This window comes from Marilutibacter aestuarii, from assembly GCF_006546775.1.
GTDB classification, from domain to species: domain Bacteria; phylum Pseudomonadota; class Gammaproteobacteria; order Xanthomonadales; family Xanthomonadaceae; genus Marilutibacter; species Marilutibacter aestuarii.
The window spans coordinates 1-23058 of the sequence record NZ_VICE01000032.1 but is presented as its reverse complement, the minus strand read 5'-3'; the positions used below and the strand labels follow the sequence as shown (position 1 = coordinate 23058).

23 protein-coding genes and 1 tRNA gene are annotated in these 23058 nt (G+C 70.6%); 9 read left to right on the top strand and 15 right to left on the bottom strand.

The genetic code is table 11. From position 1 onward, the window contains the following. The 5 genes from FKV25_RS03475 to efp form a co-directional block, all read right to left on the bottom strand. Positions 1-545, bottom strand: a 545-nt coding sequence (locus FKV25_RS03475; RefSeq protein WP_141517406.1) for a phytoene/squalene synthase family protein, incomplete at its 3' end; no start/stop codon positions are given. A gap of 20 nt (positions 546-565) precedes the next feature. Next, positions 566-1252, bottom strand: coding sequence for a phosphoglycolate phosphatase (gene gph, locus FKV25_RS03470; protein ID WP_141517405.1), 687 nt, complete (start codon positions 1250-1252; stop codon positions 566-568). After that, positions 1249-1983, bottom strand: a complete 735-nt coding sequence (gene ubiG, locus FKV25_RS03465; RefSeq protein WP_141517404.1) for a bifunctional 2-polyprenyl-6-hydroxyphenol methylase/3-demethylubiquinol 3-O-methyltransferase UbiG — start codon at positions 1981-1983, stop codon at positions 1249-1251. The genes gph and ubiG overlap by 4 nt, the downstream gene beginning before the upstream one ends. Then, positions 1983-3326, bottom strand: coding sequence for a TRZ/ATZ family hydrolase (locus FKV25_RS03460; protein WP_211345356.1), 1344 nt, complete (start codon positions 3324-3326; stop codon positions 1983-1985). The genes ubiG and FKV25_RS03460 overlap by 1 nt, the downstream gene beginning before the upstream one ends. A 170-nt stretch (positions 3327-3496) precedes the next feature. Beyond that, a complete protein-coding gene (gene efp / locus FKV25_RS03455) occupies positions 3497-4063 on the bottom strand; it encodes an elongation factor P (protein ID WP_141517402.1) in 567 nt (188 codons plus the stop codon). Positions 4064-4192: 129 nt separating this feature from the next. On the opposite strand from efp, the gene epmB reads away from it, so the two are divergent. Continuing rightward, positions 4193-5221 (top strand): EF-P beta-lysylation protein EpmB, encoded by a 1029-nt coding sequence (epmB, locus tag FKV25_RS03450; RefSeq protein ID WP_141517401.1) that lies wholly within the window; start codon positions 4193-4195, stop codon positions 5219-5221. Positions 5222-5328: 107 nt separating this feature from the next. Continuing rightward, the gene (locus FKV25_RS03445; protein ID WP_141517400.1) at positions 5329-7404 is read left to right on the top strand and encodes an EAL domain-containing response regulator; all 2076 of its coding nucleotides are present in this window, start codon (positions 5329-5331) and stop codon (positions 7402-7404) included. A gap of 294 nt (positions 7405-7698) precedes the next feature. On the opposite strand, the gene htpX is transcribed toward FKV25_RS03445, so the two are convergent. Then, positions 7699-8613, bottom strand: coding sequence for a protease HtpX (htpX, locus tag FKV25_RS03440; protein WP_141517399.1), 915 nt, complete (start codon positions 8611-8613; stop codon positions 7699-7701). Between the two features lie 78 nt (positions 8614-8691). On the opposite strand from htpX, the gene gluQRS reads away from it, so the two are divergent. The 3 genes from gluQRS to phaR all read left to right on the top strand — a co-directional run bounded on the left by gluQRS (position 8692) and on the right by phaR (position 11042). Continuing rightward, positions 8692-9624 (top strand): tRNA glutamyl-Q(34) synthetase GluQRS, encoded by a 933-nt coding sequence (gene gluQRS / locus FKV25_RS03435; protein WP_141517398.1) that lies wholly within the window; start codon positions 8692-8694, stop codon positions 9622-9624. A 68-nt stretch (positions 9625-9692) separates the two neighbouring features. Continuing rightward, positions 9693-10433, top strand: coding sequence for an acetoacetyl-CoA reductase (gene phbB, locus FKV25_RS03430; RefSeq protein ID WP_141517397.1), 741 nt, complete (start codon positions 9693-9695; stop codon positions 10431-10433). 114 nt (positions 10434-10547) lie between these two features. Further along, positions 10548-11042 carry a polyhydroxyalkanoate synthesis repressor PhaR gene (gene phaR, locus FKV25_RS03425; protein WP_141517396.1) on the top strand — a complete coding sequence of 165 codons (495 nt, stop codon included), beginning with the start codon at positions 10548-10550 and terminating at the stop codon, positions 11040-11042. A gap of 70 nt (positions 11043-11112) precedes the next feature. Here phaR and FKV25_RS03420 read toward each other — a convergent pair whose 3' ends face one another. Next, on the bottom strand, positions 11113-12039 hold the full coding sequence (locus tag FKV25_RS03420) for a M48 family metallopeptidase (protein WP_141517395.1): 927 nt from the start codon (positions 12037-12039) through the stop codon (positions 11113-11115). A 49-nt stretch (positions 12040-12088) separates the two neighbouring features. After that, a complete protein-coding gene (locus FKV25_RS03415; RefSeq protein ID WP_246071877.1) occupies positions 12089-13984 on the bottom strand; it encodes a formylglycine-generating enzyme family protein in 1896 nt (631 codons plus the stop codon). 167 nt (positions 13985-14151) lie between these two features. Here FKV25_RS03415 and rnd point away from each other — a divergent pair, with 167 nt between their 5' ends. Beyond that, the gene (gene rnd, locus FKV25_RS03410; protein ID WP_211345355.1) at positions 14152-15252 is read left to right on the top strand and encodes a ribonuclease D; all 1101 of its coding nucleotides are present in this window, start codon (positions 14152-14154) and stop codon (positions 15250-15252) included. A gap of 7 nt (positions 15253-15259) precedes the next feature. On the opposite strand, the gene FKV25_RS03405 is transcribed toward rnd, so the two are convergent. Beyond that, positions 15260-15526 carry a hypothetical protein gene (locus FKV25_RS03405; RefSeq protein WP_141517393.1) on the bottom strand — a complete coding sequence of 89 codons (267 nt, stop codon included), beginning with the start codon at positions 15524-15526 and terminating at the stop codon, positions 15260-15262. A 154-nt stretch (positions 15527-15680) separates the two neighbouring features. Here FKV25_RS03405 and FKV25_RS03400 point away from each other — a divergent pair, with 154 nt between their 5' ends. From FKV25_RS03400 to FKV25_RS03390, 3 genes are all read left to right on the top strand, one after another. Next, positions 15681-16160, top strand: a complete 480-nt coding sequence (locus FKV25_RS03400; protein ID WP_141517392.1) for a hypothetical protein — start codon at positions 15681-15683, stop codon at positions 16158-16160. After that, the gene (locus FKV25_RS03395) at positions 16157-16723 is read left to right on the top strand and encodes a hypothetical protein (protein ID WP_141517391.1); all 567 of its coding nucleotides are present in this window, start codon (positions 16157-16159) and stop codon (positions 16721-16723) included. The genes FKV25_RS03400 and FKV25_RS03395 overlap by 4 nt, the downstream gene beginning before the upstream one ends. A gap of 91 nt (positions 16724-16814) precedes the next feature. Continuing rightward, positions 16815-16890: transfer RNA gene (locus tag FKV25_RS03390), tRNA-Ala, on the top strand. A gap of 149 nt (positions 16891-17039) precedes the next feature. Here FKV25_RS03390 and FKV25_RS03385 read toward each other — a convergent pair. From FKV25_RS03385 to FKV25_RS03360, 6 genes are all read right to left on the bottom strand, one after another. After that, positions 17040-17984, bottom strand: coding sequence for a DUF2268 domain-containing putative Zn-dependent protease (locus FKV25_RS03385; RefSeq protein WP_484177346.1), 945 nt, complete (start codon positions 17982-17984; stop codon positions 17040-17042). Positions 17985-18210: 226 nt separating this feature from the next. After that, the gene (locus FKV25_RS03380) at positions 18211-18894 is read right to left on the bottom strand and encodes an ATPase (protein ID WP_141517389.1); all 684 of its coding nucleotides are present in this window, start codon (positions 18892-18894) and stop codon (positions 18211-18213) included. After that, positions 18891-19247, bottom strand: coding sequence for a type II toxin-antitoxin system prevent-host-death family antitoxin (locus FKV25_RS03375; RefSeq protein ID WP_170218497.1), 357 nt, complete (start codon positions 19245-19247; stop codon positions 18891-18893). The genes FKV25_RS03380 and FKV25_RS03375 overlap by 4 nt, the downstream gene beginning before the upstream one ends. A gap of 78 nt (positions 19248-19325) precedes the next feature. Beyond that, positions 19326-20804 (bottom strand): hypothetical protein, encoded by a 1479-nt coding sequence (locus FKV25_RS03370; protein WP_141517387.1) that lies wholly within the window; start codon positions 20802-20804, stop codon positions 19326-19328. Between the two features lies 1 nt (position 20805). Next, the gene (locus FKV25_RS03365) at positions 20806-21717 is read right to left on the bottom strand and encodes a hypothetical protein (RefSeq protein WP_141517386.1); all 912 of its coding nucleotides are present in this window, start codon (positions 21715-21717) and stop codon (positions 20806-20808) included. Positions 21718-21729: 12 nt separating this feature from the next. Further along, on the bottom strand, positions 21730-22992 hold the full coding sequence (locus FKV25_RS03360) for a hypothetical protein (RefSeq protein ID WP_141517385.1): 1263 nt from the start codon (positions 22990-22992) through the stop codon (positions 21730-21732). Positions 22993-23058: the final 66 nt, after the last annotated feature.

The following is a 23058-nucleotide window of genomic DNA, read 5'->3' as shown; positions in this document are numbered from 1 at the left end:
GGATCGCCCTCGCCCGCCCGCGCGAACACCGCCATCGGCACGTGGGCATCGCCGGGCATCATGCAACGTGACTGCAAGAGCGTCGCGCTCACCGCGTCGCGCTCGGCCTCGGCCATGGAGGGCGCCGCCGGCAGCAACGCCCGCTCGACCTCCACGACCACGGCCGAAAACGCGGCCAGCCGGTCGTAGGCCTCGGCCATGTCGCGCGGGCGTTCGCGGCTGGCCGCCAGGCCAGGCAGCGCCACGGCCAGCGCGTCCCAGGGGGCCGGGCGCTTCTGCAGCGCAATGCCCAGTGGATGCCGGCGCCGGCCCAGCGACCAGCCATGCAATTCTTCCTGCCACCAGGCCAGCTTGGCCTCTCCGGGCCGCGCGTCCTCGCCCCGCCATGCCGCGTCCGTCAGTTCCTGCAGCAGGGCCGCCCAGGCCAGGGCGACCGGTCGCTGCGCCGCAGGCACGAAGACCTCCATGACGCTCCATTCCGGCCAGCGTTCGCGCCATTTCGCGACAAAGCTCTCCAGCGCGGCCTGGTCGGTGTCCAGGGGCATGGCGACGGGGTCCACGGTGCTCACCGTACCGGCCAGCGCGCCGGGTCGGCGAGGTCGCCGGGATGCTCGACCATGCAGTCGCCACCCCAGCCGAGGGGGTCGTCGCCGGCCTGCCGATAGCCCCACAGGGCCACCACCGAAGGCATCCCGGCCGCACGCGCGGCTTCGATGTCACGGGCGTCGTCGCCGACGTAGACACAGTCGCCGGGCGCCAGACCCATTCGTTCCGCGGCGACCTGCAAGGGCAGCGGATCGGGCTTGCGCACCGGCAGCGTATCGCCGCCGAGCAGGACCGCGCATCGCGTCGACCAGCCCAGGTGCGGCAACAGGTCGCGGGCCAGGTACTCGGGCTTGTTGGTCACGATGCCCCATGGCGTGCCAGCCGCCTCCAGCGCGGCGAGCATCGCCTCCACCCCCTCGAACACGCCGGCATGGTGGCCGATGTGGCGCTGGTACTGGTCGAGCAGCGCCGGCACCCGCGCCTCGCGCGCGGCGTCGTCCAGGTCGGGAAAGGCGGCCCGCAACATGGCGCGGGCACCGCGCGAGACATGCGGCCTGAACGCGTCCAGTGGCATCGGTGCGATCGCCTGCGCCGCGCGCATGGCGTTGACCGCCGCGAGGAGGTCATGGGCGCTGTCGGCCAGCGTACCGTCGAGGTCGAACAGCACGCCCTTGGGAAAGGCCGCCCGGCGGAGCGCCACGTTCATTCGGGCTTCACCGCGCAGGCCAGGTAGTTCACGTCGGTCCGCGACACGATCCGCGCGGCATTGCGCCAGGGCTCGTACATCAGGCCGCTGACGTCCTCGAGTTGCAGGCCGGCGGCGCGCACCCAGCCCGCGAGCTCGGAAGGCTTGATGAAGTCGCGGTACTGGTGGGTGCCGCGCGGCAGCAGCCTGGCCACGTACTCCGCGCCCAGGATGGCCAGCGCGAAGGCCGCGGGGGTGCGGTTGAGGGTGGACAGGAACAGGCGGCCGCCGGGCTTGAGCAGGGTCGCGCACGCGGTGACGATCGCCGCCGGGTCGGGCACGTGCTCGAGCATCTCCATGCAGGTCACGACGTCGAAGCTGCCCGGGCGCTCGGCCGCCAGCGACTCGACCGACTGCAGCCGGTAGTCGACGCGCACGCCGCTCTCCAGCCCATGCAGGCGCGCGACTTTCACCAGCTCCGGGGCCAGGTCGATCGCGGTCACCCCGGCGCCCTCGCGCGCCATCGCTTCGCTCAGCAGCCCGCCACCGCAGCCGACGTCGAGCGCCTGCGCCCCGGACAGGCCCACCCGCCGCGCGACATAGCCCAGGCGCGCCGGATTGAGCGCATGCAAGGCCTTCTGCGGGCCCTGCGGGTCCCACCAGCGGTTGGCCAGGGCGCCGAACTTGTGCAGTTCGGCCTGGCTGAAATTGCGGTCTTCGCCGGCGGCGGGCGTGGCGGTGGCGTCGGTCATCAGTCGATCCGGATCGAGGCGATGCGCGAACGCCACTGGCGGGCGTTGGCGATCAGGGCATCGGGGTCGAGGCCGGCCAGGCGGCCGTCCTCGAGCTTGCGGTGGCCGTCGATCCACACGTCGGTCACCTGGTGGCGTCCGACCGCGTAGACCAGTTGCGAAATCACGTGGTGCAGGGGTTGGGTCTCGATGCGGGCCAGGTCCACGCAGGCCAGGTCGGCGCGCTTGCCCGCTTCGATCGAGCCGATGCGGTCCTCGAAGCCGACCGCACGCGCGCCGCCCAGGGTTGCAGCGTGCAGGGCACTCGCGGCGCTGAACGCGGCCGCGTCGCCCGCGACCGCCTTGGCCAGCTGCGCGGCGGTGCGGGTCTCGCCGAACATGTCCAGGTCGTTGTTGCTCGCGCAGCCGTCTGTACCGATCGCGAGCACCACCCCCGCCTTCTCGAAGCGACCGACCGGGCAGAAGCCCGAGGCAAGCTTGAGATTGGACTCCGGGCAGTGCACGACGACCACGCCACGCTCGGCGCACAGGGCGATCTCGGCATCATCCACCGCCGTCATGTGCACGGCGACGAGGCGGTCCGTCACCAGGCCGAGCCGGTCGAGCCGCGCCAGCGGGCGCTGGCCATGCTTCTGCAGCGACTCCTCGACCTCGTGCGCGGTCTCGTGCGTATGCAGGTGGACCGGCATGTCGAGCTGGTCGGCCAGCATGCGGATGCGCTCGAAGCTCGCGTCCGACACCGTGTACGGGGCATGGGGCACGAAGGCCGTCGAGACCAGGGCGTCGTCGCGCCACTGGTCGTGGACCTCGATGGCGCGGTCGAAATACTCGTCGTCGCTCTTCGCCCAGGCGGTCGGGAAGTCGATCACTGGCAGGCCGACCCGGGCGCGGAAGCCCAGGCGCTTGTAGACCGCGGCCTGCACGTCGGGAAAGAAATAGTTCTCGTTGGCGCAGGTGGTGCCGCCGCGGAGCATCTCGGCGACCGAGAGGGTGATGCCGTCGGCGACGAACTCCGGCCCGATCACGGCGCCCTCGACCGGCCAGATATGGCCCTGCAGCCATTCCATTAGCGGCAGGTCGTCGGCGATGCCGCGCAGCAGGGTCATCGGGTTGTGGGTATGCGCGTTGACCAGCCCCGGGATCAGGGCCGAGTGCGGCCGCGACACGACTTCGCGGGCCTCGAAGCGCTGGCGCGCCTCGCGGGTCGGCAGCACGGCGACGATCTCCCCCTGGCGCACCGCCACGGCGTGCTGCTCGAGCACCGTGCCGTGCGGGACCACTGGCACGACCCATCCGGCTTCGATCAGCAGGTCGCAGGCTTCGGCGGGGGCGTCGGTCGTCATCGTCATCCTTTCGTCGTTGGCCTCCGGGCGGGAGGTGGGCTGTCCGGAAGCGCGGCCGGGATGGCTGCGGGCCCGGCACCCGTCGCGCGGGTGCGATGGCCCGGCCGCGGGCACGCGCGGCGGGGCCGGCAGGCAGGCGGAGAGGCAGCCAGTGCCCCCCGCCCTGGGTGTTACTTCACGCGGCTGACGTACTCGCCCGAGCGGGTGTCGACCTTGATGATCTCGTCCTGGTTGACGAACAGCGGCACGCGCACGACCGCGCCGGTCTCCAGGGTCGCCGGCTTGCCACCGCCGCCGGAGGTGTCGCCGCGCACGCCCGGGTCGGTCTCGGTGATCTTGAGCTCGACGAAGTTCGGCGGGGTCACCTGGATCGGCGTGCCGTTCCACAGCGTCACCACGCACTGCTCCTCGCCCTTGAGGTACTTGCGGGCGTCGCCAACGCCGACTTCGTCGGCCTGGACCTGCTCGAAGTTCTCCGGGTTCATGAAGTGCCAGTGCTCGCCGTCGGCGTACAGGAACTGCATGTCGGTATCGATCACGTCGGCCGCTTCCAGGTTGTCGGTGGCCTTCATGGTCAGCTCGACCACGCGGCCGGACTTGATGAAGCGGTACTTGACGCGGGTGAAGGCCTGGCCCTTGCCCGGCTTGACGTACTCGGTGTCGGTGATGATGCACGGCTCGTTGTTGACGAGGATCTTCATCCCGTTCTTGACGTCGTTCATGCCATAGCTGGCCATTGCGGAACTCCTGCGATGCGTTCGTTTTCGATTGTGATGGCGGGCCGGGCGACACGATGGCGGGCGCCCGGCCTGTAGAATGGCGGGCCGCGCAAAACCGTCGGCCTCCCGGCATTGAATCCGTCGCACATGATACCCGCAGCCCCGGCCTCCATGCAGCCGTCCCACCCCGATCGCCCGGCCCCGGCACGCTGGCAGGCGCTGTGGCGCGACGCCGTGCGGGACCCCCGCGAGCTGCTCGGGCTCCTCGGCCTGTCGGGCGCCCTGCCCGAGCTTTCGGACGCCGCCGCGGCGCAGTTTCCGCTTCGTGTCCCGCGCGGCTTCGTCGCACGGATGCGCCCCGGAGACATGCACGACCCCCTGCTCCGCCAGGTCCTGCCGCTGGACGCGGAAATGCAGCCCAGCCCCGGCTTCAGCCTCGACGCGGTCGGCGACGGCGCGGCCCGCGCCGGCAGCGGCGTTATCCGCAAGTACCAGGGGCGGGCCCTGCTGGTCTCCACCGGCAGTTGCGCGATCAACTGCCGCTACTGCTTCCGCCGCCACTTCCCCTATGCCGAGGAAGCGGCCGCGGCGGCCGGCTGGCGCGAGGCGATCGAGCTGATACGCGCCGACCCCGGCATCGACGAGGTGATCCTGTCCGGGGGCGATCCTTGGTCGCTGGCGACGCACAAGCTGGCCGAGTTCACCGATGCCCTCGCCGGCGTCGCCCACGTCAGGCGCCTGCGCGTGCACACCCGGCTGCCGGTGGTGCTGCCCGAGCGCGTCGACGCGGACCTGCTGGCCTGGCTGTCGGCGCTGCCATGGCCGGTCGCGGTGGTGCTGCATGCCAACCATGCCAATGAGTTCGACGCCGCGGTCGACGCAGCCCTGGCCGACCTGCGTCATGCCGGTGCCACCTTGCTGAACCAGGCTGTGCTGCTGAAGGGTGTCAACGACTCGGTCGAGGCCCTTTGCCAACTCGGCGAGCGCGGCTACCAGGCCGGCGTACTGCCCTACTACCTGCACCAGCTCGACCGGGTGCAGGGCGCGGCCCACTTCGAGGTCGACGACGCCACCGCGCGGCGCCTCCATGCCGGGGTGGCGGCGCGCCTGTCGGGCTACCTGGTGCCCCGGCTGGTGCGCGAAGTGGCCGGCGACCCGGGCAAGCGACCGCTCTGAACGACATGCATCGCCCGGCATTCCCGACCGGGCGCCCAATCCCGATCCGCCCGCATGGACGCGCAGGCGGCTTTCTGACATAACAGGCACGGGGAGGAGAGACGACTATGCAATTTGGCAAAGACCTGCCGCTGCGAATGCTGATCATCGACGACAGCGTGGAAGCCGCGGAGGCCATCGTGAACGGCTTGCGCAACCGCGGCATTGCGGTCAGGCCAAGCCGTCCGGAAAGCAGCGAACAGCTCGAGGAGCTACTCGCCGGCCAGCCACTGGACCTCGTGCTGGTCGCGCACGACGCCAAGGGCGTGACTTTCGATGCCCTGATGCAGCGCGTGGACGCCGGCGGCAAGGACCTGCCGGTGCTGGTGCTGCACGATGACATCGACAGCGGCCGGCTGGTGGCCAATGCCGCCTCCGGCGCGCGCGGCATCGTCCTGCGCGGCCAGGCCGAACACCTGCACGACTCCGTGGTGCGCGAGTGGAGCGACCTGCAGGCGCGCCGCGCCCTGCGCAAGCTCGAGACCCACGTGCGCGAGACCGAGCGTCGCTGCGATGCCCTGATCGACTCCTCCCGCGACCCCATCGCCTACATCCATGAAGGCATGCACATCCGCGCCAACTCCGCCTACCTGGAGATGTTCGGCTTCGAGGACTTCGAGGAGATCGAAGGCATGTCGCTGCTGGACATGGTCGCCTCGCAGCATGTCGACGAATTCAAACAACTGCTCAAAGGCCTGTCCAAGGGCGAGGCGCCGCCGCCGCGGTACGAGCTGACCGCCCAGACCCTGGACGGCGACCCCTTCCCGGCGGTCATGGAGTTCACCGCCGCCACCTACGAGGGCGAGGCCTGCCAGCAGGTCATCCTGCGCCGCCAGGAGCTCGATTCGGACCTAGAAGACGAAGTGCGCAAGCTGCGCCAGATCGACCAGGTCACCGGCCTGCTGAACCGCTCCAACTTCCTGCTCGCGCTCGAGGACAGCGTCGCCGACGCCGGCGAGAAGGCCGGCCAGCACGCACTGCTGCTGATCGAGCCCGACCATTACAACCGCATGCTCCAGGAGATCGGCCTGGACGCCGCCGACGAGTTGCTCGCCGCTTGCGCGGCCCGCCTGCGCGCGGCGCTGAAGCCCGAGGACATCGTGGCCCGCTTCGGCGACCACCAGTTCGCGGTGCTCCGTCGCGACAGCGACCACGCCGCCTCGGTCGAACTGGCGGAAACCGTGCGCACCGCCTTCGAGGGCGCCGTGCTCGAGGCCGGCAGCCGCTCGCTCAATGCCACCGTCAGCATCGGCGGCGTGCAGATCGGCCAGCGCATCGCCAACGTCTCGGCGGTCCTGGGCAAGGCCAGCACCGGCGTGCAGTCGGCCATTGGCGTGGGTGGCAACCGCGTCGAGCTGTTCGACCCGGGCGCGGCCGACCGCGCCGAGGAAGAGCGGGTGGAAGCCTGGGTGGCCCGCATCCGCGATGCGATCGACAACGACCGCTTCCTCATGCACTACCAGCCCCTGGTGGGCCTGCATGGCGCGCCCGACGAGATCTACGAAGCCTACCTGCGCCTGCTCAACGAACACGGCGAACTGGTCCAGCCCCTGACCTTCCTGCAGATCGCCGAGGAACACGGCCTGCTGTGGGAGATCGACCGCTGGGTGGTCGGACGCGCCATCGCGGTGCTCGGCGAACGCCAGAAGGCCGGCCACGACACCACCCTGCTGGTCAAGATCACCGAGGTCTCGCTGCAGGACGACAGCCTGCTCAAGCACATCGCCGACCAGATCGCCCGCCATGGCGCGGACGGCAAGCGCCTTGTGCTGCAGTTGCCCGAATCGAAGGTCTCCACCCACCTGCGTGCCGCGCAGTCCTTCCAGAAGGAAGTCGCCAAGCTGGGCGTGCGGATCGGCCTGGAGCAGTTCGGCAGTGGACTGAACCCGTTCCAGCTGCTCAACCATTTCGATGCGTCGATGATCAAGCTCGACCGCTCCTTCATGGAAGACCTGGCGGGCAACGCCGACAACCAGGCGCGGATCCGCGAGATCGCCGAGAAGGCCCGGGAAGGTGGCAAGCAGACCATCGCCGAGTTCGTGCAGGACGCCTCGTCCATGACGATCCTGTTCGGCGCCGGCATCGACTACGCCCAGGGCCATTTCCTCGCCCCCGCCGGTCCGGAGATGGATTACGAGTTCTGAGGGTGGGTGGTTTGGGGGTTTCTTCGCGCATCGCATGTTCCCCTTTCCGTCATCCCAGCGAACGCTGGGATCCAGCATTGGGCACAGCCCAGCAGGTCCAACCCCCCTGCCCAGCGCAGTGCGCTGGGCGTTCGGCAAGACCGCGCCGCAGTGCCGCGCAAGCGGTCTTCCATCGGCTTCGCCTCTGGAGCCGTTGCGGGCTCGCGCTTCGCGCTCACCACGCAACCCCGGCCCAGCGCAGCGCGCTGGGCGTTCGGCAAGACCGCGCGGCAGTGCCGCGCAAGCGGTCTTGCCTCACCCCAGCGAGCGCTCCCGGGCGGCTTCCAGCGGCGCGTTGCGCAGCGACTCGATGCGCTCGGCCAGTGGCGGGTGGCTCATCAGCAGCCGGCGCAGGCCATGGGCCACGCCGCCGCTGATGCCGAAGGCCGCGACCTGCTTGGGCAGGGTGCTTTCGCCATAGGTCTGCGACAGGCGTTCGAGCGCGGCGACCATCTTGTCGCGTCCGGCCAGGCGCGCACCGCCCTCGTCGGCGCGGAACTCGCGGTGACGCGAGAACCACATCGCGATCATGCTGGCGAACAGGCCGAACACCATGTCCAGGATGAAGACGATGACGTAGTAGCCGATGCCCGGCGTGTCGCGACCGCCATTGAGGTAGCCGTCGATGACCCGACCCACCACGCGGGCCAGGACAATGACGAAGGTGTTGAGCACGCCCTGGATCAGGGCCATGGTCACCATGTCGCCGTTGGCGACGTGGCTGACCTCGTGCCCGAGCACCGCCTCGGCCTCGTCGCGGTTCATCGCCCGCAGCAGGCCGGTGGAGACCGCGACCAGTGAATTGTTGCGGCTCGGACCGGTGGCGAAGGCGTTGATCTCCGGCGCGTCGTAGATCGCGACCTCGGGCATCTTGATGCCGGCCGCTTCGGCCTGGCGGCGCACGGTCGCGACCAGCCATTGCTCGGCTTCGTTGCGGGGCTGTTCGATGACATGGGCGCCGGTGCCGCGCTTGGCCATCCACTTGGAGGTCATCAGGGAAATGAACGAACCGCCGAAACCAAACAGGGTGGCGAAGACCAGCAGGCCGGTCATGTTGCCGGGACCGCCGAGGTTGATGCCAAACACGCCCTGCAACACCGACATCACGATGCTGATCAGGGCCAGTACGGCCAGGTTGGTGGCCAGGAAAAGGGCGACTCTCTTGAACATGGGCTCGATCCTCCGCGCCACGTGCGCGCTACCTCCGAAGTGTGGCAGGCTGCGGGCAATTTCAAGTGAACGCATGACGTGACAAACGCCGGCACAGCAGGCTCTCCAGCCGGATCGCGGGGTTCGGCCAACGCGCTCCCCTACCGCGGCCGCTTTGCCCCCTCGCCCACCGGCGACCTGCATCCGGGCTCGCTGCTCGCCGCCCTCGGCAGCTGGCTGCTGGCGCGGCACGCGGGCGGCGAATGGTGGGTGCGGATCGAGGACCTGGACCCGCCCCGCGAGGTCGCCGGGGCGGCCGAACGCCAACTGGCGACGCTCGCGGCGCTGGGCCTGCGCCCGGACGCGCCGGTCGTGCGGCAAAGCGACCGCCACGCGCTCTACGCCGCCGCCCTGGAGCGCCTGCTGGACCAGGGCCTGGCCTTCGCCTGCCATTGCACGCGCAGCGAGCTGGCCGCCACCCACGGCATTCATCGCGCCTGCGTGGCACGCACGCGCCGCCGCCAGCCGGCCATCCGGCTGCGCGTGCCCGAGGGCAGCGTCGTGTCGTTCGAGGACCTGATCCAGGGCCCCCGGCAACAGGACGTCGCCCGCGAGGTCGGCGACTTCGTCCTGCGCCGCGCCGATGGGCTGTGGGCCTACCAGTTGGCGGTGGTGGTCGACGACGCCCACCAGGGCATCACCGACGTGGTGCGCGGCGCCGACCTGCTCGATTCGACAGGGCGGCAGATCCTGCTCCAGCGCGCGCTCGGCCTGCCGGTCCCACGCCACGCCCACCTGCCGCTGGTCACCGACGCCGACGGTCGCAAGCTGTCCAAGTCCGAAGGCAGCGCGCCGCTGGGCCAGGACGCGCTGCAGGCGTCGCTTGCCCAGGCCTGGCGCGCCCTGGGGCAGGACCCGGGGGCGTTGGCTGGCGCGTCCGATCCCCCCGCCCTGCTCGCACTCGCCGCGGCGCGCTTCGACCCCGCGCGGATCCCCGCGACGCTTCCGCCGCGAGTGCAAACAATGCGATAACAGTCTTCACATATGCTGTCACCACCAAGGACCCAGCGCCGCGCGGCGGCGGAACAGGAGAGGATCACATGCAGTCACGCGTTGCACTCGTCACCGGCGGCACCGGCGGCATCGGCACCTCGATCATCAAGCGGCTGGCGGGGATGGGCCACCGGGTGGCCACCAACTACCGCGACGATGCCAAGGGCAAGGCCTGGCAGGAAAAGATGAAGGCCGAGGGCATCGACGTCGCGATGGCCAAGGGCGACGTGACCTCCGCCGAGCAGGCCGAGGCGATGGTCCGGGAGATCGAGTCGCAACTCGGGCCGATCGAGATCCTGGTCAACAACGCCGGCATCACCCGCGACACGACCTTCCACAAGATGGCCGTCGACCAGTGGAACGACGTGATCTGCACCAACCTCAACTCGGTCTACAACGTGACCCGGCCAGTGATCGAGGGCATGCGTGGCCGCAAATGGGGCCGGATCATCCAGATCAGCTCCATCAACGGCCTCAAGGGCCAGTACGGCCAGGCCAATTACGCCGCGGCGAAGGCCGGCATGCACGGTTTCACCATTTCGCTGGCCCGCGAGAACGCGCGCCTGGGGATCACGGTGAACACGGTCTCGCCGGGCTATGTCGCCACTGACATGGTGATGGCGGTGCCCGAGGAAGTACGCGCCAAGATCGCGGCGGACATTCCCACCGGGCGCCTGGGCGAGCCGGACGAGATCGCCTACGCGGTCGGTTTCCTGGTCGACGACCAGGCCGCGTGGATCACCGGCTCCAACCTCGACATCAACGGCGGCCACCACATGGGCTGGTGAGTCCGCCAACCGCGCGGCCGGCACGCATCCGTTGCCGGTCGCGACACCTGGCAGTTGCAAGCCCAGTGGCGCTGCGCCATGCTGCAGGGCACCACGAACCCGAGTTCACGTTTCATGGCCGCAATCCGTGTCATCAAGAAGTACCCGAACCGCCGCCTCTACGACACGGAGATCTCCAGCTACATCACGATCGAAGACGTGCGCCAGCTGATCGTGGACGGTGAGTCGTTCGAGGTCCGCGACGCCCGCAGCGGCGACGACCTCACCCGCCAGGTCCTGCTGCAGATCATCGCCGAGCAGGAACAGGACGGCGAGCCGGTGCTGTCGACCCAGTTGCTGAGCCAGATCATCCGCTTCTACGGCGACTCGCTGCAGGGCTTCATGGGCAGCTACCTGGAGAAATCCATGCAGGTCTTCCTGGACCAGCAGCAGCAGTTCCGCAAGCAGATGGGCGGCATGATGGGCCAGACGCCCTGGGCAATGATGAACCAGCTGACCGAACGCAACCTGGCGATCTGGAAGGAATTCCAGCAGAACCTCTCCGGCAGCGTCGGCCAGACGCCCACCTCGCCGCCGGGCAAGCCCGAAGGCAAGCGCGGCTCGCGCTGAACGCGGGCGCGGACCTCACACCGCTCAAGCAGCATCAACGGGCGCCCATGAGCGCCCGTTGCACCAGGCGTCAGCGCGCCCCGCTTCCCTGGCAGTATTTCTCCCGGAACGCCTCCGCCTGCGGCATCAGCGCCTGCAGCGCGGCAATGCGATTCTCCGGGTCCGGGTGCGTGGAGGCGAACTCCGGCGGACGCTGGCCGGCGCCCAGCTGCCCCATCCTCTGCCAGAGCGGGACCGCCTCCTGGGGATCGAAGCAGGCCGCCGCGGCCAGCATCAACCCGACCTGGTCGGCCTGGGTTTCGTGCGCCCGGCCATAGGGCAGGATCAGCCCGTACTGCGCACCCGCGCCCAGCGCCGCCATGACCGCCTGCTGCTGTTGCGGGTCCATGCCGCCCACGGCCATGCCCGCGGCGACCTGCCCCATCTGCACCAGCTTCTGCTGCGCCATGCGCTGCGAACCGTGCCGCAACAGCGCATGGGCGATCTCGTGGCCCATCACCACCGCCATCGCGTTCTCGTTCTGCGCCACCGGCACCAGGCCGGTGTAGACCGCCATCTTGCCGCCGGGCAAGCAGAATGCGTTGGCCTCGTCGGACTGGATCACCGCGACGTCCCACTTGAAGTCCTGGTACGAGGTCGGCACCTGCTGGTTGTTGGCCGCGGCCAGTTCGGTGGCCACCTGCGGCACGCGGCTCACCAGGCGTTGCGCGATGGCGCGCACCTGCTGGCTGACCTGGGCGTCGGCGGGCACCAGCGCGCCCTGCGCCCGCGCATCGCCGAGCACCTCCTGGAAGGCCTGCACGCCCAGCTGGACTTCCTCGTCGGCGCTGGCCCCGTAATGCGCGGTCTCGCCGGTGTAGGGATCCACTTCGGCGCTGCCGAACCATTGCCATGCCGCATAGCCTGCGAACAACAACAGGATCCACCAGCGGAACCCGCCGCCGCGCCGCCGGCCCGTGGCCTGGCCGCGGGCCTGCGATCTGGGGTCGACTCTCATGCCACCTTCCTCGTGTCGTGACGGCTGCGGCAGCGGGGATGCCGGCCCTTCAGATTTCCCTTACCACGCGGAACCCCACCCGCGCGTTCGTGGTGTCCTTCTGCACCGACAGGCGCCACGCCGAGCGCGTCTGCTCCGGCGAACTCGCCCATGCACCACCGCGCACGACGCGGTTGCGGCAGCCGGGATTCACCCATGCGTGCCCGTCGCGCGGCGCGCGGCGGTAATTGTCGTGCCAGCAGTCGGCGACCCATTCGCTGACATTGCCAGCCATGTCGTGAAGCCCGAATGCATTGGCCGCGTAGCGCCCCACCGGGGCCGGCCCCCAGGCCTGGTCGGCATACCCCTTGAAGGCGTTGCGCCAGCGACGGCCACTGGGCGATGCATCGCCGGCGCCGGTGTAGTTGCCCGACCCCTGGGGCGGCGACCCCGCGCCCCAGGGATACGGACCGCTGCTGCCGGCGCGCAGCGCGTACTCGAACTCCGCCTCGCTGGCGAGGCGATAGGTGTGGCCGGTCTGTTCGGTCAGCCAGCGCGCATAGGCATCGGCGTCCGACGCGCTGACGTGGATGACCGGCAGGTCGTCGTCCGCCGGCTGGCCGGTGTAATCGGACTGTGGACCCACCCCGCTGCGCCGGACCAGGTTGCCGCTGCGCTCGTCGTAGGCGGTGGAGTAGCCGCGACGGGCGGCACGCGGCTCGAAGTGGACCGAGGCTTCCATGAAGCGCCTGAACTCGGCAACGCTGACCTCGGTCCGGCCGACCGCCAGGCCGCGCTCGAAACGGATGTTCCGGGTGGGCCGTTCGGCGTCGCTGGCGCCGGCTTCGCCTTCGGGTGCCCCCATCGTGAACGCACCGTGCGGGATCACCACCATCTGCGGTCCGCGCCCGCCGTTCTTCATCGCGTCGGTGAACACCTGCCCGGGCCGGAACAGGCCGTAATGGGTGGCCAGTTCGATCCGCTCGCGCAGCTCGACGGCCGCCGGGTCGCCCCGCGGCGCGATCAGCAGCAGTTCGGCCAGGTGTTCGCGGGCCTCGTCCAGGCCATCCTCGCGTGACAACGCGGCGACGCCGCGGTCGCGCAGGTCGCCGACCCGGGCGGCCCGCAGGGCGTCGATGCGCCCTCGCGCATGTTCGATGGTGCCCAGCTCCTGCTCGGGACGCACGCGAGCGGCCCGCGCCAGCCAGTCGGCCGCAGCCGCATAGTCATTCGATTCGGCCGCCTGCTCGGCACGCCGGATGAGCGCGCTCTCGGCGGCGGCCAGGCCTTGCCGGGCACGCACGTCGTCGGGGTGCAGCTCGAGGGCTTCGTGGAACTTCGCCAGCGCAGCGTCCGCACCCTCCCCGTCGATCCGACCGTCGGCGAGCGCCGTCTCGCCGAGCCGGTTGGCCTGCTGCGCGCGGTCCATGACGTCCAGGCGGTCCAGGTAGGCCAGCACCGGCGGGGCTTCGGGGGCCACCGAGCGCGCCACCATGCCGATCTCATGCGCCTCGCGCAGCTTGAGCGGCTCGTCGTCGATCGCCGCGAGCGCTGCGTCGCCCCGGCCGACCAGGGCCTTGATGGAGGCGTCCAGGGCCTTGGCGAGGCCGGCATCCCCAGGGGCGCGCGCGCGCAACGCGAGGTACAGGGGAATGGCGCTGCCGGCATCGTGGTAGAGATCGCCGGACGCCAGGGCGGCGTCCGCCTTCTCTCGGGCCTCCTCCACGCCGTCGTCGGCGATATCGACCTCGGGCGCCTTCCACGGCTCGACCGGCGACACGGCCTGGTCGGCGCTGACAGTGACGACCGGCGCATGCGCCTTCGCCGCCGAGGCCGTGTCCCCGCCCTCGCCGTCGCCGGGCGACGACGCATCCCGGCCGCAGGCCGACAGGCCCAGCAGCGCAATGGCCAGCAGGCCCGGCAGGCAGCAACGGACGAACGGCAATGTGGGGCGCGGTCTGCGCAAACATCCTCCACGCGGGATTGGCGGCGCGTCGTGGTGGCGCGCCGGCTGGGGAGCGGGCGCCGGGCTCCGCCGGCATGTCCGGATGGACCCCGGTCGTTCTCGTACCCGCAGAAAGTAGGCTATTGTCGCCTGCAACAGCAACTTCCGCCGCATCGCCCCGATACCTCGTGCCCGAACTGATCACCGACCCCGCTGCCCTCCGGGCGCATTTCTCGCCCCGTCCCGCCCGTATCGGCCTGGACACCGAATTCATCCGCGAACGCACCTACTGGCCGCAGCTGGCGCTGGTCCAGATCGCGATCGAACGCGGGGACGCGCTGGAGATCCTGCTGGTCGATCCGCTCGCCCCCGGCATCTGCGATGCCCTGGCGCCGATCCTGGCCGATGCCGACATCCTCAAGGTGATGCACAGCCCGAGCGAGGACCTGATCGCCTTCCGCCATGCCTGCGACGCCGTGCCGGCACCGCTGTTCGACACCCAGCTCGCCGCCGCGCTGGCCGGCATCGGCCACGGCCTGGGCTACCAGAAGCTGGTCGAACAGGTGACGGGCATCGCTTTGGCCAAGGGCGAGACGCGCTCGGACTGGCTGCGCCGCCCCCTGTCGGCGTCGCAACTGGAATACGCCGCCGACGACGTGCGCCACCTGTTCGAGATCCATGACGTGCTCGAGGGCCAGCTCGACGCCCTGGGCCGCCGCGACTGGCTGGTCGAGGACGCGACCCGGACGATCGCCCAGGCCGCCGGCGACGGCCTCGACCCGTGGCCGCACCTGGGCATGCGCAGCGCGCAGTTCCTCGATGTCGAGGCCCAGCGTCGCCTGGTCCGCCTGCTGCGCTGGCGCGAGGCCCAGGCCCGGCGCAGCGACCGGCCCAAGAGCTGGGTGCTCGACAACGAACTGGCCGTCGCCCTGGCGCGCAACCCGCCCATCGACCTGGCCGGCCTGCAGCGCGAGCTCGACGCCCACCCCAAGGCACCGCGCAAGCTCGCCGCCGCCATCTGGGACGCCCTGGACACCCCGCTGGAGGACGAGGCCGAGCTGCCCGACGCCAGCATCGGGGAACGCCGCGACCGCAACCGGCTCAAGAAGCTGCAGAACGCGGTCGCCGCGCGCAGCGCCGAACTCGGCCTCCCCGACGGCGTGCTGGCGTCGCGTCGCTGGCTGGAAGCCCTGCTCGACCATGGGACCTGGCCCGACGCGCTGGCCGGCTGGCGCCGCGAGGCGCTCGAGCCCAGCCTGGCCCCGCTGCTGGCCGACTCCGCTTCCTGACCTCGCCTCAAAGCGACCAGGGGCGGATCGGCGTGATCGCCCCGCATGCCTTGCAGCGTCGCCCGGGCACCGCAATGCCGTCCGGGCCGGGCGGATTGCCCATCGAACGGTGGTCGCCGACATTGACGAAGCAGGCCAGCGCCGCGACCACCGCGGCGGCGGCGGCAAACAGTGCCGCCCCCGCGAACCCGGCCCACCAGGCAAGCCCAGCGATCGCGACGAGCGCGAGCGTCGCGCCCAGGAACACGCCGGGGGCGTCCGCGCCCAGGCGCATGACCGCGCCGCACTGCCTGCATTTCATCTCGTCCCCTTTCGACTCCACGCCCCGTGGACAGCATAGCCCCACCGTGGCGCCGCCGTGCTCGGGAGTGCTTGCCGCGCCCCCGCCGCTTGCCTACGCTCCGTCCAGGGGACACACGAGGGACACGATGCAGATCGAGACGGACGCGGGCGGCCACGAGCGCCTGTTCGTGGAAGGTGCGACGGTGGGATCGTTGCTGCGCTTCCTGGAACCCGACATCCCGCATGTCTGGATCCTCGGCCATCGCCCGGAAACCGCGCTGCGCTGGTTCACCGCCACCGTCCCGCTGGACCGGGGCGGTCGCGACTTCCAGGGCCAGGTGCGGCAGCTCGAATACGACCTGCAGCTGCGCACCGATGCCTTCATCGCCATCGCGAGCGAATTCGAACGCCACGGCATCTTCCTCGTACAGGCCCGCAATCCAATGCCCGACACCCTCTGGCTGCCCCGCATCGCGGCCGATCGCCAGGACGCCATCCTCGCCGCCAACGGCGCGGTCCTCACCCTCGCCCTGCCCCACTCGGTCGAAACCGCGTGCGTCACCTGCTTCGAACCCGGCCACCTGGCGCGCATCCTCGCGCGCATCGAAGCGAGAGCGACGCCATGAAGCGCCACGAGCTCAATAATCGGGTCGCCGCCGTCCTGGCGGGTTTCGCGCTCGTGCTGCCGATCGCGCGCGCCGACAGCTGGGCACCGCCCACTCCGACCGCCGTCGCCAGCGACGACGGCAGCCTCGTCGCGCGCATCCTGCCCGGGGAACGGCACGACCAGGCCGCACAGGCGCAGGTCTTCCGGTACTCGGCCGCGGACGACGGCTACGTGCGGATCCGCAATATCGCCCTGCGCAACCCCGTGCTCCCGCTGGAAATCCTGCTGGGCGACGACGGCACCCTCGTCGGCATCGACAATTACGGCGCCATGGGCTCGGGCGAGGTCCTGGTGGTCTACCCGCCCGACGGCGAGCCGCGCATCCACCTGGACCTGGCCAGCATCGTCGGCGAGGACGCCTTGGCGGACGCACCCCGCAGCGTGTCGTCGATCCTGTGGCGTTGCCACCCGTCGCGCCTTTCGTACGACGGCAAGGCGGTCATGCTCTACGCGCAGCCGGGCCTCGAGATCCGCGTCGACCTGCACGACGGCCGCGTGGTTCGCGAGCCGACCGACTGCTGAGGCAGACGGTGCGCGACGCCGAGGCGACCCGAACCCGTCCGCCCGGGGACTTGGCGTACGCCCCCGCGCCCGCTACAATCCCCGCCTTCGTGGGGCGGTAGCTCAGCTGGGAGAGCGTCGCGTTCGCAATGCGAAGGTCGGGAGTTCGATCCTCCTCCGCTCCACCAGACATCCAGCATGGAAAAGCCCCGGTCACGCCGGGGCTTTTTCGTATCCATCGCCTTTGCATCGCCGGACACCGGGCGACCGGGCGCCAACGCGGCCGTTCGGGAGCCTGCACGATCGCCTGTGGACGGACGCGCCCCTCGACCGGCTTCTATCCGGCCGGCGTGCGCGTGGCCCGGTCATCGGGCATCGTCATCCCCGGGGTCCAGCCGCTGGCTTCGAGGATCGCCTTCGGGTCTTCCAGCTCGATGAGCTGCTTCAACGCCTTCCTGCGGTCGTTCGCCTGCAGGTAGTACGCCTTGGCGATGCGGTAGCCGACCCAGTAGCCCAGGTCGTAGGGCGCGTCCGAGCCGGGCCGGTAGTTGTAGGCCCACTCCGACAGGTCGGTGCTGTCGATGTCCCGCAGGAACGCGGTTTCGATCTCCGCTTCACGGCCGACCGTCCAGCGCGCCAGGCCGGGATTGCCGACGCTGCCGGAGGTCAGCTCCGCGATCAGCTCGGCCACGCCTTCCAGCAGCGACACGCGAAGTACCGTGACGCTCGGGTCGCCTTCCTCGAAATCGGCCCCGGGCTGCTGGACGTGTCCGTACTCGTGCAGGATGGTCTGGACGAAACGGTCCTCGGGATCGGGATTCATGAAGTCCGCGGCGCACAGCGCTTCCAGGCCGATGAAGAGGCCGTTCCGGTTTGCCGTGCCCACCGGTTTGCCGCGCCCGACGACAATGGCCACCGGCGGAAACCGGGCCTCGGGATAGAGCGCGGAGAAGGTGGCGAAGGACGCGGCCAGTCGCCTCTCCACGTTGGGGAGCAGCGCCATGCACGCCCGTGCCTGCTCGTAGATCGCGGGGTCCTTGGCGATGCGGTCGGCGATGCTCTGCGCGGTGACGCGGCGCAGCTGGGCGAACTCCTGCAGGCTGGGCGTGGCGTCGGCCAGGTATTCGCGCTCGATCTGCTCGACGGTCGGCTTGCCTCCAGTCGCCTCGTACAGGGCGTAGAAGCGGGTGACATCGCTAGTCAGGATGTCGGGCCCCCGGGGCGGTCCGGCCTGCACATCGATGCAGGCTGCAAGAAGCGCGAGTGGAGCGAGAAAACGCAAGTGACGAATCATGGACACGGGTTCCTGCTGGGAAATCCACTGCCGGACGGAGCGGCAACGGGCGCGGCAGACCGGATGCGCGCGCCCTGTTCACACTAGCATGCAGTCCCGCTCCGTCTTGTGCGCCATGGGGCGGTTCGTCCGCAGCGACACTGCATGCCGAGAATCTGCGGCGCATTGCGCCAATGGAAGCACCCGGGTGGTCGCGATGCCGGGGCGGCATGGCCTAGCCGCGGCGTTTGCCGCCGCGCGGGGCGGGATCGGCGCCCGCGTTCGCCGGCGGCGGGCCCATCGCGGCTTCCAGCAGGGGCTTGGCCCAGTCCGGGGTCTGGCGCAGCGCCTTGAGCGTGGTCGGCCATACCAGGCGCCCGCCCCTCATCTCGGCCACTTTCAGGGGATCGGGGATGGCCTCGCCCGGCGCAGCCTCGACGCTGTTGTCGAACACCAGCAGGTGCGCGATACGGGGCATCAACGCGATGAGGTTGCGCAGCGCCGCGGGATAGCGCTCGTGGATCTTCGCTTCGGGAATGTCGTGGCCGCCGGCGGCGACGCGCGCCTTCACCCGGGCGACGTGCAGCGCTGGCGAGGACAGGCCGCAGAACCACATGAGGACGTCATGCGTGTCCGCGGCGGCCCGGATCGCGGCGGGCACGGTGCGCCCGCCCAGGGTCGTCTCGAACGCGTGGTCGCTGCCCGTGGCCATCGCCAGGTCCAGTCGGCGCATGCCTTCGCGCCAGGCGATGGCGTTCGCCTCGGCCGGATCGCAGCCACTGCCGGCCACCAGTTCGCGGGCGAAGCTGTCGGGGTTGAACCATTCCATCCCCGCCTGTCGCAGCAGGTGGCCGCCCACCGAGCTCTTGCCCGCGCCGTTGACGCCGGCCAGGACGAACAGGACCGGCCGTTCGGTCAATGCGTGGCCCCGGCCTTGACCTTGCCGTCCAGGCGCGCGGGCGTGCGCATGACCCCGCGCAGGCGCTTGCCGGCGTCGGCGGCCTGCAGCGAGGACAGGCGCTCGTCGAAGCGCTGGCGCAGCGCCTCCAACGCATCGTCCTGGCGCGCGTTGGCTTCGCGCAGGGCCTGCATGATGGCCTCGTAGTCGCCGATCGAGAGGATGACCGCCTCGGGCTCGTTGTGGTGGGTCACCACCACCGCCCCGTCGCGGCCGACGGCCTTCATCACCCCGCGCCAGCCGAGCTTCTTGACGTCCGAAGCGGGCTTGCGCGGCAGGTCCTGCAGGGGTTCGAAGCGGGGAAGCGCGGCCATGGTCTGCTCCTGTCGTGGCGTGGCCATTATACGCTTTTTACCCACATTGGCCCAATTTCCCTTTTTGGCCTGTATTGCCTAGCCAGCGCCCTCCCCGCCGGTCGTCGCCGTGTCCGAACCCGCTCCCGTGGCCGCTTCCGAACCACCGCCCGTAGCGGCGTCGCTGCCCGCCTCCGTGCCGCCGCCCCCGCCCTCGGTGGAGCCGCCTGCTTCAGAACCGCCACCCTCGCTGCCGCTGCCTTCCGCCCCCCCTTCCGAGCCCCTCGCGGTCTCATCGCGCGGGGCGGTGCGGTCGCCGCCGGGCACTTCCAGAGGCTGTTCGGCCGGGCTGGCGGTGCCCGCCCGTTCGATGGCGCTGTCCACCGCGCCGCGACGCTCGCGTTCGGCCTCCTGCTGTGCCTGCAGGCGCTCGGCACGGACGGTCGCGGGATCGGTTTCGGCGGCGGGGTTGATCGAGGCCTCGCGGATGCGATCGGCCTGAGAGCGCGCGGCCATGCGGTTGAGCGGCAGGTAGTCGCTGCGGAAGTTCAGTTCCACCGAGGAACTGAGCTCCAGGTCGGTGTTCATTTCCTCGGTGGACTGCGAACGCTGGGTGGAGACGTAGCCGATGTTGTTCTCGATCTCGGCGCTCGCGCCCCAGGGCCCGACGCCGAAGCTACCGGCGGCGCGCACCCGGTTCTGCAGGCTGAACTGGCTGCCGCGGTCTTCGTTGGCCGCGCTGCGCGTGTCGACGTGGAAGCGCATCGCCGCGTTGATGCGTCCGCTGTCGACGACGATCCGGTGCATGCCCATCATGACCATGGTCGCGAGCATCTGCTGGCGCTGGCGCGCGAGGTAGCGTCGCGCGAGCGGGACCAGCTGCTCGGGATTGGACGCCTCCACCGGTTCGCCGGGCTCGATGCCCAATGTGGCGCGGATGGCCTCCTGGTCCGGCATCGAGGCGCCGTCGCGCAGGCGCAGGCGCACGTCGGCGGCGTCCTCCGGATCGCTGTCGAAGTCGGGATCGGGCGTCTCGTACTCGATCGCATCGGGGAAATGGTCGGCCACCCACTGGCGGACCTGGGCCAGGCCGAACTGCGTGCGCTCGAAGCCTTCCGCCGACGCCGACACGGCGTTGAGCAGCTGCACGTACTGCTGCATCTGCTGCGTGCTCGAATCCATCATCGCGCGGAACACGCCGTTGATCAGGTCGGTCACGAAACGCGGGAAGGACACCGCGTTGAGCACCGCCTGGGTGGTGCCTGCGACGCGGTCGGCGGCGGCGGCGAAACCCGGCTGCGACTGCGCGCGCGCAAGCGGTGGCGGACCGCGCCCGGCGCCCGGCGCGATCTCGCGCTGGGCACGGTCTTCCTCGGCGATCAGCTCGGCCGCCAGCGCCGACACCTGCACCATCGAGCGGGCCAGGCTGCGTCGTTCGTCCACCGAGAGGTTGCGGTAGTTGGGCGAGCGCTCCAGCACCTCGCGCACCGCGCCCCGGATCCACGGGGCCGGCGTGCCCGGTCCGAGCGCGGCCTGGGGCCTCCCGGGTACGACGCGCGCAGCGGCCAGGGCGGGCATCTCAGGCCGCCACGGGCAGCGCCGGTACCGCGCCGGGAACGGGACCCGGCAGGGACCGGTTGGCGGCGCGCCCGGCCAACCAGCGCTGCGCCGCGCCCACCAGCGGCAGGTCGCCCGGATCGACCTGCGGCGCCGGATCGAAGGCATGCCCGGCAAGCCACAGCAGGACGGTCTGCCCGGCACGCCCCTGGTCGACATGGCGCTGCACGCGCGAGGCATCGCCGCTGCGGCCCTGCGAGTGGATCGCCAACAGCTGCCACAGCGACTGCACGCCAAAGGCGGACTGCAACATGCGGTCACGCAGGAAACCCAGCGCCAGGTTGATGGTCTCCACGATCTCGCGCGAGGCCATCGCCGCCATCGGATCGACCCGCTGGGCGAGGAAGGCGCCGAGGGTATCGGCCGCAGCCTCGAGCACGATGCGCTCGCGCAGGTCGCTGCCGTCGGCCTGGGCGACGATCGCCTCGCACAACGCGCCCATCTGCGGCACGAACGCCGCCGGCTCGATCGCCCGCGCGAAGATCGCCTCGCGCTCGCCAGCGTCAAGGCGCTCGCGGCGTGCGCGCCAGAAGTCGTTGAGCTGGCGCGACACGGGACCCAGCGGCTGCACGATCGCGCCGCTGGCGAACAGGCCGGCCACCTGTTCGGCAGTGGCCAGCAGCCCGGCGTTCTCCAGTTCGCTTGCGAAGTACAGGGGCGCGGCGGCCGCCAGTCGACTGCGATCCTGCGGTGCCGGCGAGCCCGCGGGCAGGTCGATCGCATCCCACAGCACGTCGCCGGCCGACTGCGCGCGCGCCAGGGTCGCGACCTCCCGCGCCAACACCGCCTGCGCCAGCGACAACGCCCGCATCAAGCCGTCGTGCGGGTGCCGGGGCGGCAGCGGGACGTCCGGCGGTGGCGTGGCCAGGCGCATCGTCCGGTCGCCTCAGGCGCCCGCGGCCCCGCCGCCGGCCGCGCGGGTGGAGGGCACGTAGTTGGGGTCGATCGGCGTGGAATTACCCTGGATGGCGGCGATCATCGCCGGCGACGCCAGCTTTTCCATCGGGAAGTAGTCGGACTTGAAGTTCACCCGCACTTCGCCGGTCAGCTTGGCCTTCATTTCCTGCTTGGACTCGGACTCCTCGTCCACCGACGAGGCCACCGTGGTCATGTGGGTCTGCACATTGGTGTTGGCGGTCGCCGCGCCGCCCCAGCCGAAGTGCGCGCCGGCGACGGTGGTGTTGCGGTTGTAGCTGGTGTCGCGGTCGTGCAGCGAGGCGGCGGCGCTGCGCTTGGCCTCGTCGGAGGCGCGGAAGTCGAACACGACCTTGGCGTTGATCGCGCCGTCGGTGATGACGATGCGGTTGATCCCCAGGATCACCATCGACGACAGCAACTGCTGTCGGCTGCGCGCCATCTGCATGCGCGCGGCCTGCACCAGTCGCCCCTCCTGCTCGGGGTCGCTGAGGTCGGTCACCGGCTTGTCGATCTGGATCTCCTGGCTGACCCGCGGCAGCACGTCCTGCGCCTTGTCCTCGTCGAGAAGGGCCAGACGCGGGCCGCCGGCCTCGTCGAAGCCGTCGCCGCCGCTGGTGTCGATGCGGAGATCCCCGGGAAAGCGATCGACCAGCCAATCGCGCGCGTTGTTCATCGAGATGTTGTCCGACGCGAACTGGTCGACCGTCTGCGCGACCGACTTGAGCAGTTCGCCATAGGCGCGCATCTGCTGGATGGAGGCATCGACGATGGCCTGGAAGACGTTCTGGATCAGCCCGCCGACGAACGCCGGGAAGTCGACCGAGCCGATGTACTTGCGGAAGTTTCCGGCGCCCTGCTCCACCGACCCCGCCTCGAAGTCGCTGCCGGCGAAGGTACCCACCTTCTCGGAGGCCTTGCGCTTGGCCGCGTCGACCTCGCCGGCAAGTGCGCGCGCCAGGCCGGCGTCGGGCGCGTCGTCCTTGGCCAGAACGCCGCGCCCCGGCGTCAGTTCCTGCTTGGCCAGGCCGTCGGGATTGGACATGTACGACGCCACCCGCACCATGTTCCTCGCCAGTTCCTGCTGCTCGGCGACCGGCAGTTGCCGGAAGCCCGGCGAGGCCTCCAGCAGGTGACGCACCTGCGGCCGCACGGCCGACAGGGTGTCGTCGTCCAGCCAGGCCTGGCCAGGCCCTGCCGGGCCGCGGATGGCGCTTCGCACGGGTTCGCTCATGGCGTGGGCTCCGTGTCGGGGGGCCGGACCGCGCCGCTCAAGGCGACGCCGGGGCCGGCGCGGGGG

Coding starts and splice junctions, on each gene's coding strand:
- FKV25_RS03420 (WP_141517395.1), bottom strand. CDS start 12,039: ATGAGAGTCGACCCCAGATCGCAGGCCCGCGGCCAGGCCACGGGCCGG.
- FKV25_RS03405 (WP_141517393.1), bottom strand. CDS start 15,526: ATGCGCCTGGGCGCGGACGCCCCCGGCGTGTTCCTGGGCGCGACGCTC.
- FKV25_RS03365 (WP_141517386.1), bottom strand. CDS start 21,717: ATGCGCCTGGCCACGCCACCGCCGGACGTCCCGCTGCCGCCCCGGCAC.
- FKV25_RS03375 (WP_170218497.1), bottom strand. CDS start 19,247: ATGGCCGCGCTTCCCCGCTTCGAACCCCTGCAGGACCTGCCGCGCAAG.
- epmB (WP_141517401.1), top strand. CDS start 4,193: ATGATACCCGCAGCCCCGGCCTCCATGCAGCCGTCCCACCCCGATCGC.
- FKV25_RS03360 (WP_141517385.1), bottom strand. CDS start 22,992: ATGAGCGAACCCGTGCGAAGCGCCATCCGCGGCCCGGCAGGGCCTGGC.
- FKV25_RS03395 (WP_141517391.1), top strand. CDS start 16,157: ATGAAGCGCCACGAGCTCAATAATCGGGTCGCCGCCGTCCTGGCGGGT.
- efp (WP_141517402.1), bottom strand. CDS start 4,063: ATGGCCAGCTATGGCATGAACGACGTCAAGAACGGGATGAAGATCCTC.
- FKV25_RS03445 (WP_141517400.1), top strand. CDS start 5,329: ATGCAATTTGGCAAAGACCTGCCGCTGCGAATGCTGATCATCGACGAC.
- gph (WP_141517405.1), bottom strand. CDS start 1,252: ATGAACGTGGCGCTCCGCCGGGCGGCCTTTCCCAAGGGCGTGCTGTTC.
- ubiG (WP_141517404.1), bottom strand. CDS start 1,983: ATGACCGACGCCACCGCCACGCCCGCCGCCGGCGAAGACCGCAATTTC.
- phbB (WP_141517397.1), top strand. CDS start 9,693: ATGCAGTCACGCGTTGCACTCGTCACCGGCGGCACCGGCGGCATCGGC.
- FKV25_RS03370 (WP_141517387.1), bottom strand. CDS start 20,804: ATGCCCGCCCTGGCCGCTGCGCGCGTCGTACCCGGGAGGCCCCAGGCC.
- htpX (WP_141517399.1), bottom strand. CDS start 8,613: ATGTTCAAGAGAGTCGCCCTTTTCCTGGCCACCAACCTGGCCGTACTG.
- phaR (WP_141517396.1), top strand. CDS start 10,548: ATGGCCGCAATCCGTGTCATCAAGAAGTACCCGAACCGCCGCCTCTAC.
- FKV25_RS03400 (WP_141517392.1), top strand. CDS start 15,681: ATGCAGATCGAGACGGACGCGGGCGGCCACGAGCGCCTGTTCGTGGAA.
- FKV25_RS03460 (WP_211345356.1), bottom strand. CDS start 3,326: ATGACGACCGACGCCCCCGCCGAAGCCTGCGACCTGCTGATCGAAGCC.